The following is a 19,960-nucleotide window of genomic DNA, read 5'->3' as shown; positions in this document are numbered from 1 at the left end:
CTTCTTCAATTTTGGTTTTTATACTCGTCCAAAACGAGTTAGTATATATCAAAAAACCACGCTAAATGCGTGGTCTTTTGTATTGAGATTATTTTCTTAATCCTAATTCTTTTACTATTGCACGATATCTTAAGATATCTTTCTTAGTTAAGTAGTCAAGTAAAGCACGACGTTTACCTACTAACTTTACTAGTGAGCGCTCTGTATTGTAATCTTTACGATTATTTTTTAAGTGCTCAGTTAAGTGGTTAATTCTGTGAGTAAATAATGCAATTTGTCCTTCTGCTGTTCCAGTGTCTTTTGCATTTTTGCCATGTTTTTTAAAAATGGCTTCTTTTTCTTTTTGATCTAAATACATGCTAATATTGTTGTAAATGATTTTTATGTACGTTGAAAGTCTTTCTTTCAAGCGGCAAATATAGTAATTTTTAACGATTTACAAATAGTAGATTACTCTGTTTTTCTATTTTAAATAAAAAGACTAAATGTTTATAATTAACAAGGTCTTACGGTTAGATAATATAATGTTATGAAAAAGCATTTTTTTTTACATTGTTAATCTTTTGATGGTAAATATAAGTTGCTATAAGCTATTTATAATTCAGTAATAAAAAAAGAGAACCATCTGGTTCTCTTTTTATCATGTTTAGCTAAACAGTTGCTAATATTAGTTCTTAATAAATCTTTTAGTAATATAACCCTCAGATGTTTCTACATTCAAAAGGTATAAACCAGATTGTAGAGAGGAAGCATCAATTGTATTAAAATCCTCGTCAACACGTAATACAGTTCGTCCGTTTAAATCAATAATCTGAATTGATTTAATATTCGAAAAGTTTGATGATTTAATATTTAAAATATTGCTTGTCGGATTTGGAAATAATTTAATGCTATTTGAAGCTATTATGTTTTCATTTAAGCTCAAAGTACTTCTGTCTAAAGCTTCATAAAGTCTGATAGTTTCATTAATGACTGTTCCAAAAGCATCGATATCAATAACGTTAGTTGAAGTTCTGAATACCAAACTACCATCAGTGTCATCATAATAGAAGTAAGATGTTTGTGTTACAGTTCCAATATTAAATATTGCAACGGTTAAAGAAATATTCAGTTCTGTTTTAAGCCTGGTAACGTTTCCATTATAAGCACCTAGACCGAAATCGTTAAGGTTTAAGGTGCCATATGCATCAACAGAGGTGTCAAAGTCTCCTGAAAAAGTTCCGCTAACAGGTGTTCCGTTAGCATCTCCCGAGAAAGTTCCACCAACAGTATCTGCATTAGTATAACTATAAGTTAGAGGAAACGTACCTAATGTTGCATTGTTAGTTAAGTTTAATGATAGAGCTTCTTGAGCTAAACCAGTAATTGAAATAGTTCCAGCCTGATCACTTATAAATAATCTGCTTTCAACAGGAGGCATTCCATTAGTCGTAACAACAGAAACTTCGTTAGTTCCTGGGTACGTAGATTGCTCTCCTGAAGTTGGTGCCACATTAGTGTCTGTGTTTGTACCTACTTGCGTTAATGATGTAAAATTCCAGGTAACTGAAGGTCCATCTGAACTTTCATCAATTGGATTTGTTGAGTCAATAATGGCATAATCTTTTTGGGTGCTATTTACAAATTCTGCAATAGGTTGTTGAGCAAAACCAATGTAAGAGGCCATTAAGAATGTTAAGAGTATTTTTTGTTTCATATTTCAATGATTTGATTAAATGTTGATTACGAATTTATGTAAATAATTTAACTTAAAATAAAAAAGACCTCAACTGAGGTCTTTTTTTAAGTTCTAAGCGGTTGATTTTTGATTAAATCGATATATAAGTTGACTTTGTTTTTCAAATTTTTGCGATGTGTAATAAAATCTAAGAAACCATGTTCTAATAGAAATTCTGAGGTTTGAAAACCTTCAGGTAATTCCTGCCCAGTAGTATCTCTTACAACTCTTGGTCCAGCAAAACCAATTAAAGCACCTGGTTCACTAATATTAATGTCGCCTAACATAGCGAATGATGCAGTGGTGCCACCAGTAGTAGGATCAGTACATAAAGAGATGTATGGGATTCCAGCATCTGCTAATTGAGCTAATTTTACTGAAGTTTTTGCTAATTGCATTAAGGATAAAACAGCTTCCATCATACGAGCACCACCAGATTTTGAGATGATCATAAAAGGCGTTTTTTTCTTTAGAGCATAGTCTGCGGCACGTGCAATTTTTTCACCTACAACACTTCCCATTGATCCTCCAATAAACGCAAAATCCATACAGGCAACCACTAAATCCTGTCCGTTAGATTTTCCAACAGCTGTTCGAACAGCATCTTTGAGTTTCGTTTTTTCCTGAGCTGTTTTTAATCGATCAGGATATTTTTTAGTGTCTTCAAATTTTAAAGGATCTTTAGATACCAAATCTGGATCGAGTTCCTTAAATTTATTGTCGTCAAATAAAATTTCAAAATATTCTTTACTGCCTATTCTCACATGATATCCGTCTTCTGGACTCACATAAAAATTTTGTTCTAATTCTTTAGTATCAACAATTTTGCCAGTAGGAGATTTATACCACAACCCTTTAGGTGTGTCTTTTTTCTCCTCTGTAGTTGTTTGTATTCCTTTATCTTTTCTTTTAAACCAAGCCATAATATTTTATGATTTAGATCCTTCAACTGTGTTCAGGACTAGTTTACTATTTTAAAGTGACGATTATAAATTATGTTTATAAAGACAATCGTTAAACGGTATTGAGGATTGCTCATCCCTTATCATTTATTTAATCACGAAGTTGTGAATACTTCGTATTCGACACAGCATCCTTTCTATTAAAAAAAGAAACAACGCAAAGTCTACCGACAAAATTAAACCTTTTTTTAATTTTGAAGTAATGCTCTAAAAAAACTTATAAAGTATTTACGTTATTAAGGTCTTCAAAAGCTTTTTTTAGACGCTCAACAAAAGCATTTTCTCCTTTACGTAGCCATACTCTCGGATCGTAATATTTTTTATTTGGCATATCATCACCATCAGGATTACCAATTTGAGATTTCAGATATGCTTCTTTTTCTCCCATATAGTCACGAACACCAGTCATAAATGCATATTGCATGTCTGTGTCAATATTCATTTTGATAACGCCATAGCCAATAGCTTCTCTGATTTCTTCTACAGTTGAGCCAGAACCACCATGGAATACAAAATCGATATGATTGTGAGGTAAATTGTGCTTTTTAGATAGAAATTCCTGAGAATTTTTCAAGATTTTAGGAGTTAGTTTAACATTTCCAGGTTTGTAAACACCATGAACATTTCCAAAAGCAGCTGCAATTGTAAATTGGTCACTTACTTTGCTTAATTCTTCATAAGCATATGCCACTTCTTCTGGTTGTGTGTATAGTTTTGAATCATCAACATCTGTATTGTCGACACCATCTTCTTCACCACCAGTAATGCCTAGTTCTATCTCCAAAGTCATTCCCATTTTACTCATTCGCTCTAGGTATGTCTTACAAATTTCAATGTTTTCTTCAATAGGTTCTTCAGATAAATCAATCATATGAGAGCTGTATAAAGGCTTTCCCGTGTCTTTAAAATGTTGCTCACTAGCGTCTAGTAAACCATCAATCCATGGGAGTAATTTTTTTGCACAGTGGTCTGTATGTAAAATAACAGGAACATCATAAGCTTCAGCCATAAGATGTACGTGCTTTGCGCCAGCGACTGAACCAGCAATAGCTGCTTTTTGATCTTCGTTACTTAACCCTTTTCCAGCATTGAAATGTGCGCCTCCATTTGAGAATTGAATTATTACTGGTGCATTTAAAGCTTTTGCGGTTTCTAAAACACCATTAATGGAGTTAGATCCTATAACATTAACTGCTGGTAAGGCAAATCCTTTTTCTTTAGCGAGTTTAAATATCTCTTGAACTTCACGTCCAGTAGCAACTCCACCTTTGATAGTATGGCTCATTTTTGTAATTTTTTAAGTTGAAAATTAAGTTATCAAAAATACATAAATTTTTAGATAAAAAGAGGGTTATTTGATACTTAGATAAGGATAGTATATAGAAAAATAGTATCGTTAAAAAGGATAGTTGATGCCGATGTTATAAACTGCATTACCGAAATTATAATTCTTGAACCAGCGGTTGCCCAGTGGTCTTGAAGGGTCGTAAGTTTTAAACCCAACATCTAATCGCAATACGAAAAAACTGAAATCATAACGCAAACCAAAACCTGAACCTACAGCAATATTTTGTAGAGAATTTAAACCTTCAAACATAGCGTCTTTATCCTCAACATCATCCAGTACATTCCAGATATTACCTGCATCAACAAAAATAGCACCATTAAAACGACCTACTAAATTAAAACGTTGTTCTGCACTTAAGGTGATTTTCATGTTGGCTTCATTAAATTCATTTGTTGATAACGAACTTCCTGGTCCGAGATTATATGCACTCCAAGCTCGAATATCATTTGGTCCTCCAGCAAAAAAACTTTCTGCAAAAGGGATGTTGTCAGAGTTTCCATATGGGATTGCAATCCCGAAATAACTTCGTATTGCAAATATATTTTTTTTGCCTAAGTCCCAATGTTTAACATAGTCAAATTCGGTTTTTATAAATTGAGAAAAACGTACACCGAATAGTTCATATTTGTCATTACTGTTTTTGTTTAAGCCAATTACCTTAGATAAGTTGGTAAGAAGGTTTCCTGCGGCTTTAGCTCTAAATCTAAAAATAGAAAAGTCATTATCAAAAAGATTTTCTCTTCGGTCTTTGACGTAATTGAAACTTGATGAAAAAATAAGGTTGTCTTCTGTAAGACGATCTTTACGCTGTGAAATATTGCTGACATCCTGATAGCTGTCATCATTAGGAATTAACGAGGTGTTATTGGTTAAAACATCATTTATAAATGCATCTGCACCATTTGGAATAGATAAGTCGTCGCTGCTGATAATGTAATTGACGTCTTTGGCAATTTGATTTAATCTGTCATAAGAATTTTGATAGACGCCAAAATAGTTGTCTGTATTTAAGTTTTTTACAAACTGTACATTAAATAAATCAATATTATTAGTTACTTTTTTTGAAGGAAACCAATTATAGTTAAAGGCACCTGTTAAGGTTTGTTTATCAAGACCAATATTGCGTTGACTTGTGGCTCCTATACTTATTCGAGTACTGGGAGACATATATTTAGGAATAATTTTATCTGTATTTAAAGGGAAAAAAAGTCGTGGAATGCTTAATCTAAGGTTTCCTCCATATTCATTGATGTCAAAAAATTGATCTTTACTATCTGAGGCGTCTCTTGATGCACCAATAGCTCCCAGAGCTGATATCTCTAAAGTCTCAGCACCTCTGAAAACATTTCTAATTATAAGGCCAGTGCTTATAGAAAATCCAACGGTTTGGATGTTACTTTGGGTGACATCAAAATCGAAACCTAAGTCATACTTTTTTTTAGGTGATAAATAAATATTTGCAGTTAAGGTGGTGTCTTGTTCATTTTCAATGTATTCAATATTTGGATAATTAAAAGCTTTTAGTTCGCTCAAATACCTGTAGGTTCGGGTTCTGTCAAGATCTCTAAATATTTGTCCTTTACTAATAAAAACGGCATCAGTTAATGCTTTGGGTCTATATTTTAATTTTTCATAGCTATAAAGGTTGTAATTTTCATACTGAATTGAATCTGTAATGGCTTTGTCTTTATTTTCAAATCTGTAATCGCTATAGATGTTGACATCTTTTATTTTATAAATTTTAAAGGGCACACGTGATATAGAATCTTCAGAACGAATGGCTCTGTTTTCAATAATTAATTCTGTGTTTACTTTATCGCCAGGTAAAATAGTATCAATATCAAAGCGTATGTAATCCTGACCAAAATGGTATAAACCCGAGTTTCTCAGCTCTGAGGTAAGTCTGTTGCGTTCATTTGTATAATTTAATTCATCAAATTGCTGTCCCTTTTTAATTAGAGCGTGTTTTTCGAATTTGGTATGATATAAAGAATCCACTACAGGAGATGCGATGTTGGTTGTAATAGAATCTAAGAAATATGGATTTCCACGAGCAACATTATAAGTCACCTTTGCTCTTTGAGTGCTGTCTTTTTCAACCTGAAATGACGTTTTTACATTGAACCAGCCTTTGCTGTAAAAGTATTTTCTTAGTCCTACAGCAGTTCGTTCTGCTTTAGTTTCATTAAAAATAACTGGAGCTTCACCTGTTTTTTTAAGCCATTCATTGAAGCCTTTTTTTGAATTGATAAGCGCTTCATACTGTTTTAAAGACAGTAATTTTTTTTGTCCAGTTCTTGGGTTTTCAGGATTCCGATATTTATCATTTAAAATAGAGTCTATATTAGGTCTTGCTAAATTAAAAATATGAAGCCGAAGCGGAATGCCTAATAATTCACCATTAGGTTTTTGATAAATAAGATTACTAATTGTTTCGGTTTTATCTTTTTTGTCATCAACTAAAACGGTATTTTCGGTTAATAAGTGTTCATTTTCACCAACGCGTTTCATGACGTTGCATGACGTTGTAAATGAAATAGCAATTAAGAGAACCGATATGTAATAGAGACTTTTTTTCAACAAAAATCAATTAGAAAGACGACGTAATTCAAATGTACAGTTTTAATGTTCTATAGCATAACAAATAATAGACCAAAAAAGTATTACTTTGTAAATCCTTAATTTGAAGCAAAAGTAAATACATTTTGAGTATAACAAAAAATGAGATTAAGTTAATTAAATCCTTAGCACAAAAAAAAGGGCGACAACAAGAACGGCTTTTTGTAGTGGAAGGAATAAAAGGCATTCGTGAATTTTTAGATTCTGAATTTGTGTTGTATCAACTATACGCAACAGATGCTGTTTTTGATGCAGAAACCAGATTGATTTCACAAAAAGACCTGCAAAGAATCAGTGCTTTAAAAACACCCAATACAGCAGTAGCTATTTTTAAAATACCAAACTCTAAATCTGTAATAAAATCGTCACTGGTTTTAGCTCTTGATGATGTAAGAGATCCAGGTAATTTAGGAACCATAATTCGGTTGTGTGACTGGTTTGGTATAGACCATCTTGTTTGTAGTCTGGAAACAGTTGATTGTTATAATCCAAAAGTCATTCAGGCGACAATGGGTTCGTTAACTCGAGTGCAAATTACTTACACAGATTTAGAAGATTATTTAGAACAGTCTAAGCTTGAAATCTTTGGAACTTTTATGGAGGGAAACAGTATTTATTCTGGAGCTTTACCAGAAGAAGGCATTATAGTCATGGGTAATGAAGCTAATGGAATTTCTTCAAAAATTGAACGTTTAGTCAATAAAAAAATAGGGATTCCTCGTTTTGGAAATTTGAAAGCCACAGAAAGTTTAAATGTGGCTACAGCAACTGCAATTGTGCTAAGTGCCTTTAAAGGTCAATACTATTAAATTCCATAATCCTTATAAAATACCGTTAACGCTCTGTAAAAAGGCATGAATTTTGCTTATATTTAACTCATAAAACCATCTTAAATGAAATTCAGTACCTTATTTTTATTCGTTTCTTGTTTTCCTTTTTTTTTATTCGCTCAAGTAGAAGAAGTCAATCCGCCAAACTATATCAAAACAATTACCTTCAAAAGTAGAAATACACCTCAAGGAGAATTGCCAGTTTTAAGATTAAATGAACCTTTTTATTTAGAGTTTGATGCTTTGGTGGCAACAGAGCCTGATTTTTACTATACTATTGAGCATTATAATTATGATTGGACAAAATCTAATCTTGTAAAAATGGAATACATGGTAGGATTCGATGATTTTAGAATTGTAAACTACCAAAATTCTTATAATGCTTATCAATTATACTCTCACTACAGATTACAAATTCCTAACGCGCAAACCAGAGCTTTAACTAAAACAGGGAATTATATGATTTCAATTTTTAATGATGATAGAGAATTGGTATTTACTAGAAAGTTTATGATATATGAACAAAAAGTTGGTGTTGGTGTTGCTGTAAAACGTTCTAGAGATGTAAAGTATATAGCAGGAAAACAAAGTGTTGATATTTCTATAAATTCAAATAGCTTAACGCTTAACAATCCGTTACAAACTGTTAATGTGTTAATAATACAAAATAATAATTTGCCCACAGCGATTAAAAATGTAAAGCCACAATACACTTTAGGAAAAGAACTGGTTTACAGATATACCAATGAAACAGCTTTTTGGGGAGGAAACGAATTTCGCTTTTTTGAAAATAAGGATGTAAGAGCGGCAAATGTTGGTGTTCAATTTATTGATTTGAAAGACATTTATCATAACTATCTGTTTGTTAATGCTCCACGAGCTAATGAGCCTTACACTTACAATCCTGATATTAATGGTAATTTTTTGGTCACAGCAATTGATGTTGAAGATGTTAGTATAGAAGCAGATTACACGATGACACATTTTGCGTTAGCCTATCCTGAATTTACAGATGGCAGTGAAATATATGTTTATGGCAATTTCAATAATTATGCGCTAGAGGATATGAATAGAATGATATTTAATAAAAATGAAAATTTTTATCAGGCAGCATTCAAACTCAAACAAGGATTTTATAACTATAAATATGTGGTAGTTGATCCTAAAGGAAATCTAGACGAAGGTCGTATTAGTGGAAATTTCTGGCAAACGGAAAATAATTACAAAGTACTTGTGTATTACAGAGATCTGGGAGCAAGGTATGATGAATTAATCGGATTTGGAGAAGCAAGTTCTGTAAATATTTCTAATTAAATTGAATTAGACTCAGCTGAAAAAACCATTTCTTTGAAGGTGTCATAATTTAGTTTTCTTTCGATAAATTGCTCTGAAGTTTCGCAGTAAAAGCGACATTGGTCTATTGGTTTGGCATATAAATGTAAACTTACAGACTTTCCCTTAAAATGGTTTCTTAGCTTATGAAACCCAATTCCGTCGTTCATAAATGACAATTGATGAGGTGCTAAAGATTGCGAACCTTCTTCTCTTAAGTTATTAAAATTATCTGTTGAATAGAAAACCTCTTCCATTTCGCCTTCTAATACATAAACCCAGCAATCTTCTCCATTATGGTCGTGAATCGATGTTTCTTGCCCTTCATTCCAGCACAGTAAAATCAATTCAAATTGAGCATCTTTATACATACAGTTTCTGGTGTATTTTTCAGAAGACCAACTTTCAAAAGCTTTAAAATCTATGGCGTTGAAGTCAAAATTATTTAGAATAGAGTGGTAATGTGTATTTGAAGATTCCGACAACAATTGTAAAAGTTCTTGAATGTTTTCTGGAGATTTCAATATGCTATCAATAAATTTGAGTGGGATTATTTTAATATTCCGAAAAAATAGGGATAAATTTACACAAAGCCAAAAATTTTAGAATCATAATCAGGTATGCACGACGACTTAAAATTGTTTATAGAATTAGCCGAATTCTTAATTTCTGAAGAAACAAATAATCCGGTTGCAATACCAATAGATACTAAAAAATTATATGATACGATTGATATTGAACTTCACGATGAGCCAACCATTGACGACACTTTTAAAGATACATTAAAAGAAATCATTAGAAGCACACCAAAAACGGCATCTAAGGCTTTTTTTAATCAGTTGTTCGGAGGAAGAATTTCCAGAGCTACGTTAGGAGATTTGCTCGCAGTAATGCTCAACAATAGCATGTATACTTATAAAGTTGCTGGAGTTCAGGTTGGTATTGAGAAAATTATATTGCAAAGTATATGTGAGCGTATTGGCTATGGAGAAAATAGTGATGGTACAATTGCACCTGGAGGTTCAATGTGTAACTACATGGCAATGCTAATGGCAAGAGATGCTTTTGATGCTTCAATTAGAAATGAAGGCATGTCTAAAACTTTAATTGCTTATACGTCTGATACCTCACATTATTCTGTAACTAAAAATGCTTCATTTGTTGGTATTGGAAGACATCAGGTACGATCTGTAAAAACTAATGCCAAAGGAGAAATGCTTCCTGAAGAGTTAGAGCTTCAGATAAAAGAAGATCTGGATAAAGGATATCATCCTTTTTTTGTGAATGCGACTGCTGGCACAACTGTTTTAGGAGCTTTTGATGATGTCGTTAAAATCAGTCAGATTTGTAAAGTACATCATCTTTGGTTGCACTTAGATGGCGCATACTGTGGTTCTGTGATTTTTAGTAAACAATACAAACATTTAGTTGAAGGCATTGCACTAACCGACTCTTTTAGCGTGAATGCACATAAAATGTTAGGTACGCCTTTAGGATGTTCGATTATTGTTACTAAAGATAAAAAACACTTGTATCAGTCGTTCTCTAATGATGCAGATTATTTATATCAAACAGATGATGATGCTTTTAATTTGGGCAAGACTTCACTTCAATGTGGCAGACGTAATGATGCTTTAAAATTATGGACGCTTTGGAAATCGGTTGGTAATAACGGACTTGAAAAAATTGTAGATTATCAGTTTTATCTGGCAAATGTAGCCAGAGATTATATCAGGTCAAATTCAGATTATACATTGTATAGTTTCGACAATTCTATTTCGGTGTGCTTTAATTACAAAGGGATTTCAGCTGAAAGCCTCTGCACGAAATTATATGAGCATTCTAAATTAATGGTTGGCTACGGAACATTTAGGGGAAATACTTTTGTGAGACTGGTCACGATTAATACTCAAGTCGAAGAAAAAGACATGCTTTTATTTTTTAAAACCTTAGAAAATTTTGTCGATTCTGAAGACTTTTAAGTAAATGCAAAAAATCAGGATATCGTGTTAAAATTTTGTATAATTGAAAAAAAACGCAGATATTCATTCAAAATTTAGCTATTTTTGAAACTTTAATTGAAATTCTTTAATGGTACAACAGGTTACAAGCGGTATAAAAATTTCTGTCGAAACAACTTTCGAAGGCACATTTTATAAAAATTATAAAGTGCATTTCGCATTTGGATATAAAGTAACAATTGAAAATCAAAGTAAAGATTCGGTTCAACTAAACTCCAGATACTGGAAAGTGCTAGATGCTCTTAATAATGTTGAAATTATTGAAGGTGAAGGTGTCATCGGAAAAAAACCTGTGTTAAAACCTGGAGAGTCTCATACTTATAATTCGGGCTGCTTACTCACATCTCCTTTTGGAGCAATGCAAGGTCACTACAATATGGTTAATTTTTCAAACACCAATAAATTTAAGGTGATTATTCCTTCATTTAAATTAAGTGCGCCTTTTGCCCTTAATTAGTTAGTCCTTGAAATTTTCCTTAAACTTATACGTTTTATTATTCTGCTCAATATGAAAAAATTGACAGTTTGAATAATGAATAAATTCGTAGTGGATTGAAATGTCAAATGTTTCAGAATTGACTTTGTAAACTCCATCGCAATCAATATTTCCATGAGGTGAAATTCTCCTGAAACGGAATTTCGTTTGTTGATTTATATCGTGAATTTCAAACCATGCGCCTGCGGCAATTCCACCAAGCCATTGTGCATGATCAGCTTTCACTTCATTGTGTTTAGGTTTTAATGTGCCAATCAAATTAGGATCATAATCTTTTAAAGTGTCTAAAAACAAACGTCGATTCACTTTACTTACACTAGACTTAAATTCAGAAATTTCACCACTTTCAGAAACTACATACACATCATTTTCGGTATCTGCGATAACCACATTACCAATAGTGCTTGGTGTAAAATAGTTAGATTTGATAAGTGATGATTTAATTTTAGAATCTGTTACACTGGCAATAAGACTGTCTGTTACAAAACGAGCACAATTGCAAGCGTCTTTAATAAAAGCGGCATAACGGATAAACCCAAGCTTTTGTTGAGACGTTATATGTTGCCTTGCTCTTTTGTAATCAACAGCATTGCATACAGAAGCATATAATTTACCATCGCCATGTGTGATTTTGGGATGTGTGGCTAGATAAATCAAAATGTCTTTAAGATTTTTAATAGTGTCATTTTCGATATCAGCTTTAATAGGAAAATGAAGTTCAAAATCCGTTTCTCTTCCTCTAACTCTTCCGTCTGGTGAAGAGGTGATATATCTTCCAAAATCGTGATATTCTAACACACCAGTAGCCTTATCAATTAATACTAAAGCCGCATGTCCAGCTCTAACATGCTTATTGTTTCCTATAAAGAAATATTTTAAAAACGGAGAATACCATTCTTCAGCATGAGACACTATGGTTTCTGGATAAGCAAGTGTGAGAATAATGCCGTCGTTCATATCAAATTAAAGAAAGCAACTTACAAAAAATAACTCAGTATTTTAACTTCCATTTAATAGTTGTTAGATTTATTAGTTGTCAAAAAATTGTACCTTTGCATCTTCAAAACAATAACCAATTTTTAAATCAAAATTTAAGATGGGAAAAGGATTTTTCAACGTACCAATAGCTATAAATGAACCTGTAAAATCGTATGCTCCAGGTTCACCAGAACGTGATGCAGTATTAGAGGCTTACAGCAACATGTGGAATTCACAAATTGATGTGCCTTTATACATCGATGGAAAACACATCACGACAGGAAATACAAAAACCATGTCAGCTCCTCATGATCACCAGCATATTGTTGGTTCGTATCATTTAGCAGAAAAATCTCATGTTGAAACTGCAATTTCTACAGCTCTAGAAGCCAGAACAGAATGGGCTAATTTGCCATGGGAACAACGTGCTGGAATTTTCTTAAAAGCAGCCGAGTTAATTGCAGGTCCTTATCGAGCAAAAATAAATGCAGCAACTATGATTGCGCAATCAAAAACTGTTCATCAGGCTGAAATTGATGCAGCATGTGAGCTAATAGATTTCTTGCGTTTTAACGTTCAGTTTATGACAGATATTTATCATGAACAACCAGAAAGTACAAGTGATGCATGGAACAGATTAGAATATCGTCCTTTAGAAGGATTTGTATATGCAGTGACACCATTTAACTTTACTGCCATTGCTGGAAACCTTCCTGCATGTATGGCAATGATGGGAAATGTTGTAGTTTGGAAACCAAGTGATAGTCAGATATTTTCAGCTAAAGTTATTATGGATGTTTTTGAAGAAGCCGGAGTTCCTCCAGGTGTCATTAATGTGGTGTTTGGTGATCCTGTAATGATTACTGATACAGTTATGGATAGTCCAGATTTTTCAGGATTACATTTTACTGGTTCTACTTACATTTTTAAAGAACTATGGAAAAAAATAGGAAACAACATTCATCATTATAAGACATATCCTAGAATTGTTGGAGAAACAGGAGGTAAAGATTTTATCATAGCTCATAAAACGGCAAATGCTAAGCAAGTGGCTACAGCAATTTCAAGAGGTGCTTTTGAGTTTCAAGGACAAAAATGTAGTGCAGCTTCACGTGCTTACATTCCTTCTAATATTTGGGATGACGTTAAGAATTATGTTATTGAAGACGTAAAATCTTTCAGAATGGGTTCTCCTGCAGATTTAGAGAATTTTATAACTGCAGTGATTCATGAAGGGTCGTTTGATAAACTCGCAAAATATATAGATCAGGCTAAAGCTGATAGTGATGCCGAAATTATCGTTGGAGGAAACTACGATAAGAGTAAAGGTTATTTTATTGAGCCTACTGTAATTGTTACTAGCAATCCGAAATATTCTACAATGTGTACTGAATTATTCGGACCTGTAATTACGATATATGTATATAATGAAAATCAATACTCTGAAACTTTAAAACTAGTAGATGAAACAAGTGAATATGCATTAACTGGAGCTATTTTGGCTAAAGATAGATATGCAATTCAGGAAGCGACAAAAGCCTTACAAAATTGTGCTGGAAACTTTTACATCAACGATAAGCCAACTGGAGCTGTTGTTGGTCAACAACCTTTTGGAGGAGCGAGAGCTTCAGGGACTAACGATAAAGCGGGAAGTGCACTTAATTTATTGCGTTGGGTGTCTCCACGAATGATAAAAGAAACATTTGTAACACCTACAGATTATCGTTATCCGTTTTTAGGAGAATAGGATTTTTGTATGATAAATTAATTAAGCCCAAAGCAATTCGCTTTGGGTTTTTTGATATTAAGATTTTTGTATATTTATAAAAACTAATCATCCTACAACGTGAAAAAAAATTACCTGGCTTTTGTCTTGATGTTTTCAATTTCAATTTTTGCTCAAGACAAAAAAAATCCGCTTCTAAAATTTGATACTGCAAATATGGAGACTAATGTTTTAGTTCATAAATCTCCAGTTATAGATATTCAAAGTTATAATGAAAAACCGATTCGCACATTTGCCTTTTACCAGGCATATAAGGCAATTGCTCAAGGTGATTTAGAAAAACAATTACCACCATTACAACACTTGAAAACACTTAGTGAAGACAGCTATATCACAGAGGTGATTCCGTTAGCGATTTTGCAATCTGAATATGAAATCATAACAGATGAGGCTTTACAGAGTAATTCTGTTTCAATAGATGCCCAAGGGTATTTAATCAATAATGGCTCTGCTGTTTTTGAAAGAAAACAATTGATAGTCGCTTCTGCTTTAAGGACTGGTCATAAAGGGTTACAAACAACATATAAATTGTCGGCTAATCATGTTTTTAATACTTCGAGTGCGTCCATCTCATCTATAGAAATCGATTTTAATGATGGAAATGGTTTCAGACTCATTAATTTCAATGAACATATAACTGTTAATTATTCTGAGAACGGTGAAAAGCTGATTCAGTTTAAAATTACACTGGACTCAGGTGAGACAATTTTAAGAAATTCTACTATTGAAATTTCATATTCTAATGCAGATATATATTCAAGATCTGGTGAGGTTATTAATACGTTTAGCTCCAGTATTACTCCAGATTTATCGGTCTATGGAGAAACGACTTCCTATCCTGGAACTGGTGAATATGAACTCTTTCTAAGTGCAGATAATGTTTTGGATAAGCCTATTTTTTTAGTAGATGGTTTTGATCCAGATGATGGACGAACTATTTCAGGAATTTATGATTTATTGAATTTTAATGACGGAAACACAACTTCAAACTTAGGTGATATTGTGAGAGATGAAGGCTTTGATATTGTCATTTTAAACTTCCCAAAATACGTCAGAGCACAGGATAATGCGATTGTTGATGGTGGTGCGGATTTTATTGAGCGTAATGCGATGTTGCTAGTCGATTTAATAAACTTAATTAATACGGATAAAGTGGGTAGTGAGCAGAATGTTGTTATTGGACCAAGTATGGGTGGGCTTATTTCACGTTATGCACTTAATTATATGGAAAATCAAAATATGGATCACGATACTAGGCTCTGGATTTCTTTTGATGCACCTCACCATGGAGCAAATGTGCCTATTAGTTTTCAACATCAGTTTAATTTCTTAGCTTTTGGTTTAGATGATTTTTGGATTCTTGGTGATCAAAATGTCGAAGAATTGCAACCTATTATTGATGGAATGTTAAAATCTCCAGCAGCAAGACAAATGTTAACAGATCAATTTGAATCTCACATTACTAATAGTGATGGTGTTACTTTTAATAGTGCTCTAGCTTTACCACAACCATATTACTTTAAATCTATATTTGATAATAGACTGCACAATCTAACAACTTCGGGCTTCCCTGAACTTACCAGAAATGTATCAATTATTAATGGTAGCGGAATTAATAATCGTTACCAGAACAATATGGCTTCACCAAGTAATTTAATGCCTGGTAGTCAAATTTTAGATGCAGATATAAATATTATGACTGGAGCAGATTTAAAAGTAGAAACCTATTTTACACCTAATGCTGGAACTCAAATAGAAGTGAGCAAAGTGCATTTAGATTTTGCATGGTGGTTTCCTCTAGCTAATGATAGAATTAATAATGCTAGTGCTGAAGCACCAAATTTTTCTGGTGGAATAGATGCAGCCTCTGGAGGACTTTTTGATATTCTTGGTCTGACTACAGATCTAGACACAGATGGACTTGTTGGCGAATTTTTAGGTGCTCTGAGCACAGATTATTTTAATTTTATTCCTAGTGTTAGTGCTATGGCATTCGAACCTGGAAACACTAACATTAACTGGTTTAATTCACTTGCAACTGTAACTACGAATGAGACCCCTTTTGTAAATTGGTATATGCCTGATGATAATGAACCGCATGTGACTCTAACAAATGAGAACGTTGCATTTGCTTTGAGTGAAATTATTCAAGAGACTTTATCTGATTCAGTATTTGAAAAATCTTTTTCTGTAAACATAGAGAGTAATCCAATAGACAATGAATTGGTTATTTTGAACAACACTTTAATTGAAGATGTTAAAGTTTCTTTAATTGATATGACTGGAAAAACAGTTTTTAAAACAAACGTTGATTCACTTAACAACAGAACAGTAATAGCATTGAATTTAACCTCAGGAATGTATGTTCTAAATTTGGAAACAAAAGATAGTTTAACGTATCGTACTAAGGTTATAGTGAGATAATCACTAAAACAGTATTCAAAAAAAAGAGGTTAATTTATTTTGAATTAACCTCTTTTAGTAGATTTAAATAATGACACAACCTACTCATAAGGTTTGTCTTCATTCAGAAGAGCAATCTGAGCATTTTTGGCATTATTATTAGCATCTCAAGCTTATATTATACAATTTGTAAATGCTGAAGGTAGTTTAACAACCAAAAGAATTGTTAAGCAATAAGCAATATTTTAAAAATATAAAAAAAGCCGTTTGATATCTTTCAAACGGCTTTTTTGTCTATCAGAGTTACTATCATATATAAACTAGTTTAGGAAGTGATTACAGATGAAATCAACTGATTTATCCTCTAAATTTAAGAGGCAAGTGTACTACTTTTTTTGTTTCAAAGAAGTCGTCTTTAAAATAATCACTTAAATTATAAATTGTTGCAGTTTTGTAAGTTTCTAACTCCTTAGATAAGTCTCCTCCTTTTAAATACAATATTCCATTTTTAAGGTCGTGTTTTTGCTCTTTTGCAATTTTTCCCTTAACCCAATGTACAAATGTTGGCATTATCGCAACAGCTCTGCTTACAATAAAATCAAATTGATCATCAATATTTTCAACCCGATCATGAGTTGTTTTTACATTTGTTAAGCTTAATCCATCAACTACTTCATTAACAACTTTTAATTTCTTAGCGATGCTATCAACTAAATGGAATTGAGTTTCAGGATATAATATGGCTAACGGAATCCCAGGGAAACCACCACCAGTACCAACATCTAAAACTTTTGTGTCTGGCAAAAAAGACACCACTTTTGCAATTCCTAGTGAATGTAACACGTGACGTAAATATAATTCATCAATATCTTTTCGAGAGACTACATTTATCTTTAAGTTCCAGTCCTTATATAGTGTTTCTAGTTGCTCAAACTGTTTTAATTGAGTGTCTGTTAATTCTGGAAAATGTTTTTTAATAAGTTGCATCGATTGGAATTTTCAACAAAAGTATGCATTTTTATGTGTATATTTTTACGATTTAATTAGCATTACAGCAGTTTTAATTATTTATATTTGCCACATCATACGAAGGCTAATTAATTTACGTTAGTACTAAAAAAACACCAAAACTATGACAAAGCAAACGCTATCTTTTTCAAGAACAGACTCTGCTAAATTTTTCAGGACATTAAATAAACGAGTTAATGAATATTTTAAGGAAAACAATATTAAGAAAACAGGAAACTGGAAGTTATACATAAAGGCTATAATAATGTTCACCTTATTGCTAGGGCCATTAGTGTTATTATTAACAGTTGATTTGCCAACTTGGTTGCAGGTTATATGTATGATGGTTATAGGAATTGGGATGGCAGGAGTAGGTATGAATGTCATGCACGATGCAAATCATGGGTCTTTCTCGAGCAAAAAATGGGTTAATAAATTAATGGGAAGCAGTATCCATATTTTAGCTGGTAACGATTACAACTGGAAAGTACAACACAATGTATTACATCATACTTATACGAATATTCAAGGACACGATGAAGATATTGATGCAGGAAGAATAATTCGTTTTTCTAAACACTCTAAATGGTTAAAAATTCATCAATACCAAAAATACTACGCTTTTTTATTATATGGTTTATTGACTGTTAATTGGGCTATTACCACAGACTTTAAGCAGACTTATGTTTATCTTAAGCGTAAATTATCTTATGGCGATTTTCCTAATCCTGCAACACAATGGACAAAGTTAATTATTGGTAAAATATTATATTATTCTATTTGGGTAGTGTTACCAATTGCTTTAGGATACGCTTGGTGGCAAGTATTAATTGGGTTTTTTATCATGCATTATACAGCTGGAATTATTTTAAGCGTAATTTTTCAATTAGCACATGTAATGCCTAATACTGAAATGCCATTACCTGACGAGAATGGAAACATGAAAAATACTTGGGCAATTCACCAACTGTTTACTACATCTAATTTTTCACCTAAAAGCTGGATTGTTGAATTTTATACAGGAGGTTTAAATAGACAAGTTGAGCATCATTTGTTTTCAAATATAAGCCATGTTCATTATAAAAATATAGCTAAAATTGTAAGAGAAACGGCTCATGAATTTAGTTTACCTTACAACGAATACAATTCTATATGGACAGCTATTTCAGAACATTATCAGCAATTAAAAGAATTAGGCAGAAAACCTAGTGTGGCTTAATATAATTTGCAGTTTAAAATAACGAATCACAACATGAGCCTACTTTCAGAAAGAGTACTAAACATGTCAACTTCTGCTACTCTTGCTATGGCAGCTAAAGCAAGAGAATTGAAGGAACAGGGCAAAGATATCATTGGTTTAAGTCTTGGAGAACCAGATTTCAATACGCCAGATTATATCAAAGAAGCGGCTAAACAAGCTATTGATGATGATTATAATACATACACTCCTGTTGATGGTTATGTTGAATTAAAACAAGCTATCATTACAAAGTTTAAAAGAGATAATCAGCTTGACTACACCTTACCACAAATAGTGGTTTCAACTGGTGCAAAACAAGCCTTAGCAAATGTAGCTGCTGTTATTTTAAACAAAGGTGATGAGGTTATTTTACCTTGTCCTTACTGGGTAAGTTATAGTGATATTGTCAAATTAAATGAAGGTGTTCCAGTAGAGGTTAAGACCTCAATAGAAAATGACTTTAAACTCACTCCAGAACAATTAGAAGCTGCAATTACACCAAAGACAAAAATGATTTGGTACAGCTCTCCTTGTAATCCAAGTGGCTCAGTATATAGTAAAGAAGAACTTAGAGCTTTAGCTGATGTTTTACAAAAACACCCTAATATTATTGTAGTATCTGATGAAATATACGAGCACATCAATTTTGTTGGAGAACATGCCAGTATGGCTCAGTTTGAAGACATGTACAATAGAACCGTTACAGTAAATGGAGTTTCTAAAGCGTTTGCTATGACAGGCTGGAGAATTGGATATATTGGAGCTCCAGCTGAAATTGCGCGAGCTTGTAACAAGATGCAAGGTCAGGTGACTAGTGGTGCCAATTGTATAGCACAACGAGCAGTTATTACTGCTTTAAACGAACCGCCTTCTAAGGTGCAATACATGATTGACGAATTTAAAGTAAGGCGTCAGCTTATTTTACGTTTGCTTAGCGATATTGAAGGGTTTAAAACCAATGAACCCGAAGGTGCCTTTTATGTGTTTCCAGATGTGTCTTATTACTTTGGAAAGACTATCAAAGGAACTACAATCCATAACGCAACAGAGTTATCTATGTTTTTGTTAGAGCATGCTAACGTTGCGACTGTTACAGGAGAAGCTTTTGGTAATCCTGATTGTATAAGAATCTCTTATGCAGCTTCACAAGAGCAAATTATTGAAGCTGTTAAACGAATTAAGGATATATTGTCTTAAATTTAATTTCTATAGAAATTTGA

General features: G+C 32.8%; 16 protein-coding genes. 8 read left to right on the top strand and 8 right to left on the bottom strand.

Annotation, left to right across the window (positions count from 1 at the left end; translation table 11 throughout):
* Window positions 1–88 precede the first annotated feature (88 nt).
* The 5 genes from rpsO to ACRHNM_RS13885 form a co-directional block, all read right to left on the bottom strand.
* Complete coding sequence (rpsO, locus tag ACRHNM_RS13905; RefSeq protein ID WP_431137290.1) at window positions 89–358, bottom strand: 30S ribosomal protein S15; 270 nt, start codon at window positions 356–358, stop codon at window positions 89–91.
* 309 nt (window positions 359–667) lie between these two features.
* Window positions 668–1,696, bottom strand: coding sequence for a T9SS type A sorting domain-containing protein (locus tag ACRHNM_RS13900; RefSeq protein WP_431137253.1), 1,029 nt, complete (start codon window positions 1,694–1,696; stop codon window positions 668–670).
* 86 nt (window positions 1,697–1,782) lie between these two features.
* Entirely contained in the window at window positions 1,783–2,640 is an 858-nt protein-coding gene (accD, locus tag ACRHNM_RS13895; RefSeq protein WP_431137252.1) for an acetyl-CoA carboxylase, carboxyltransferase subunit beta, read from the bottom strand.
* A gap of 256 nt (window positions 2,641–2,896) precedes the next feature.
* Window positions 2,897–3,964, bottom strand: a complete 1,068-nt coding sequence (gene fbaA / locus ACRHNM_RS13890) for a class II fructose-bisphosphate aldolase (protein ID WP_431137251.1) — start codon at window positions 3,962–3,964, stop codon at window positions 2,897–2,899.
* 111 nt (window positions 3,965–4,075) lie between these two features.
* Complete coding sequence (locus ACRHNM_RS13885) at window positions 4,076–6,607, bottom strand: BamA/TamA family outer membrane protein (protein ID WP_431137250.1); 2,532 nt, start codon at window positions 6,605–6,607, stop codon at window positions 4,076–4,078.
* Window positions 6,608–6,732: 125 nt separating this feature from the next.
* Here ACRHNM_RS13885 and ACRHNM_RS13880 point away from each other — a divergent pair, with 125 nt between their 5' ends.
* Both ACRHNM_RS13880 and ACRHNM_RS13875 read left to right on the top strand, forming a co-directional pair.
* The gene (locus ACRHNM_RS13880) at window positions 6,733–7,455 is read left to right on the top strand and encodes an RNA methyltransferase (protein WP_431137249.1); all 723 of its coding nucleotides are present in this window, start codon (window positions 6,733–6,735) and stop codon (window positions 7,453–7,455) included.
* An 84-nt stretch (window positions 7,456–7,539) separates the two neighbouring features.
* The gene (locus ACRHNM_RS13875; protein ID WP_431137248.1) at window positions 7,540–8,790 is read left to right on the top strand and encodes a DUF5103 domain-containing protein; all 1,251 of its coding nucleotides are present in this window, start codon (window positions 7,540–7,542) and stop codon (window positions 8,788–8,790) included.
* Here the strand turns inward: ACRHNM_RS13875 and ACRHNM_RS13870 are convergent.
* Window positions 8,787–9,332, bottom strand: coding sequence for a cysteine dioxygenase (locus ACRHNM_RS13870; RefSeq protein WP_431137247.1), 546 nt, complete (start codon window positions 9,330–9,332; stop codon window positions 8,787–8,789). The two genes, ACRHNM_RS13875 and ACRHNM_RS13870, sit on opposite strands and share 4 nt — an antisense overlap.
* A gap of 96 nt (window positions 9,333–9,428) precedes the next feature.
* Between ACRHNM_RS13870 and ACRHNM_RS13865 the strand changes: the two genes are divergently transcribed.
* Together ACRHNM_RS13865 and apaG are read left to right on the top strand one after the other, a co-directional pair.
* On the top strand, window positions 9,429–10,790 hold the full coding sequence (locus tag ACRHNM_RS13865) for a pyridoxal phosphate-dependent decarboxylase family protein (RefSeq protein WP_431137246.1): 1,362 nt from the start codon (window positions 9,429–9,431) through the stop codon (window positions 10,788–10,790).
* Between the two features lie 109 nt (window positions 10,791–10,899).
* Complete coding sequence (gene apaG / locus ACRHNM_RS13860; RefSeq protein WP_431137245.1) at window positions 10,900–11,286, top strand: Co2+/Mg2+ efflux protein ApaG; 387 nt, start codon at window positions 10,900–10,902, stop codon at window positions 11,284–11,286.
* On the opposite strand, the gene ACRHNM_RS13855 is transcribed toward apaG, so the two are convergent.
* Window positions 11,287–12,282 carry a DUF6695 family protein gene (locus ACRHNM_RS13855; RefSeq protein WP_431137244.1) on the bottom strand — a complete coding sequence of 332 codons (996 nt, stop codon included), beginning with the start codon at window positions 12,280–12,282 and terminating at the stop codon, window positions 11,287–11,289. It abuts the gene before it with no gap.
* 139 nt (window positions 12,283–12,421) lie between these two features.
* Here ACRHNM_RS13855 and pruA point away from each other — a divergent pair, with 139 nt between their 5' ends.
* Both pruA and ACRHNM_RS13845 read left to right on the top strand, forming a co-directional pair.
* Entirely contained in the window at window positions 12,422–14,050 is a 1,629-nt protein-coding gene (gene pruA, locus ACRHNM_RS13850) for an L-glutamate gamma-semialdehyde dehydrogenase (RefSeq protein WP_431137243.1), read from the top strand.
* 99 nt (window positions 14,051–14,149) lie between these two features.
* The gene (locus ACRHNM_RS13845) at window positions 14,150–16,513 is read left to right on the top strand and encodes a T9SS type A sorting domain-containing protein (protein WP_431137242.1); all 2,364 of its coding nucleotides are present in this window, start codon (window positions 14,150–14,152) and stop codon (window positions 16,511–16,513) included.
* Between the two features lie 336 nt (window positions 16,514–16,849).
* Here the strand turns inward: ACRHNM_RS13845 and rsmG are convergent, their stop codons facing one another.
* Complete coding sequence (gene rsmG, locus ACRHNM_RS13840) at window positions 16,850–17,479, bottom strand: 16S rRNA (guanine(527)-N(7))-methyltransferase RsmG (RefSeq protein ID WP_431137241.1); 630 nt, start codon at window positions 17,477–17,479, stop codon at window positions 16,850–16,852.
* A gap of 145 nt (window positions 17,480–17,624) precedes the next feature.
* On the opposite strand from rsmG, the gene ACRHNM_RS13835 reads away from it, so the two are divergent.
* Entirely contained in the window at window positions 17,625–18,719 is a 1,095-nt protein-coding gene (locus ACRHNM_RS13835) for a fatty acid desaturase family protein (RefSeq protein WP_431137240.1), read from the top strand.
* A gap of 33 nt (window positions 18,720–18,752) precedes the next feature.
* Window positions 18,753–19,937, top strand: a complete 1,185-nt coding sequence (locus ACRHNM_RS13830; RefSeq protein WP_431137239.1) for a pyridoxal phosphate-dependent aminotransferase — start codon at window positions 18,753–18,755, stop codon at window positions 19,935–19,937.
* The last annotated feature ends 23 nt before the right edge of the window (window positions 19,938–19,960 follow it).

Origin of the sequence: Psychroserpens mesophilus (assembly GCF_050617655.1) — a bacterium.
GTDB lineage: Bacteria > Bacteroidota > Bacteroidia > Flavobacteriales > Flavobacteriaceae > Psychroserpens > Psychroserpens mesophilus_A.
Note: the sequence above shows the minus strand (reverse complement) of the source record. Positions and strands in the feature narration are given on the sequence as shown.

What these genes read in the sequence shown, in the direction of transcription:
- fbaA (WP_431137251.1), bottom strand. Translation starts at nt 3,964, where the DNA reads ATGAGCCATACTATCAAAGGTGGAGTTGCTACTGGACGTGAAGTTCAA.
- ACRHNM_RS13855 (WP_431137244.1), bottom strand. Translation starts at nt 12,282, where the DNA reads ATGAACGACGGCATTATTCTCACACTTGCTTATCCAGAAACCATAGTG.
- ACRHNM_RS13865 (WP_431137246.1), top strand. Translation starts at nt 9,429, where the DNA reads ATGCACGACGACTTAAAATTGTTTATAGAATTAGCCGAATTCTTAATT.
- ACRHNM_RS13835 (WP_431137240.1), top strand. Translation starts at nt 17,625, where the DNA reads ATGACAAAGCAAACGCTATCTTTTTCAAGAACAGACTCTGCTAAATTT.
- ACRHNM_RS13875 (WP_431137248.1), top strand. Translation starts at nt 7,540, where the DNA reads ATGAAATTCAGTACCTTATTTTTATTCGTTTCTTGTTTTCCTTTTTTT.
- pruA (WP_431137243.1), top strand. Translation starts at nt 12,422, where the DNA reads ATGGGAAAAGGATTTTTCAACGTACCAATAGCTATAAATGAACCTGTA.
- rsmG (WP_431137241.1), bottom strand. Translation starts at nt 17,479, where the DNA reads ATGCAACTTATTAAAAAACATTTTCCAGAATTAACAGACACTCAATTA.
- accD (WP_431137252.1), bottom strand. Translation starts at nt 2,640, where the DNA reads ATGGCTTGGTTTAAAAGAAAAGATAAAGGAATACAAACAACTACAGAG.
- rpsO (WP_431137290.1), bottom strand. Translation starts at nt 358, where the DNA reads ATGTATTTAGATCAAAAAGAAAAAGAAGCCATTTTTAAAAAACATGGC.
- ACRHNM_RS13830 (WP_431137239.1), top strand. Translation starts at nt 18,753, where the DNA reads ATGAGCCTACTTTCAGAAAGAGTACTAAACATGTCAACTTCTGCTACT.
- ACRHNM_RS13900 (WP_431137253.1), bottom strand. Translation starts at nt 1,696, where the DNA reads ATGAAACAAAAAATACTCTTAACATTCTTAATGGCCTCTTACATTGGT.
- apaG (WP_431137245.1), top strand. Translation starts at nt 10,900, where the DNA reads ATGGTACAACAGGTTACAAGCGGTATAAAAATTTCTGTCGAAACAACT.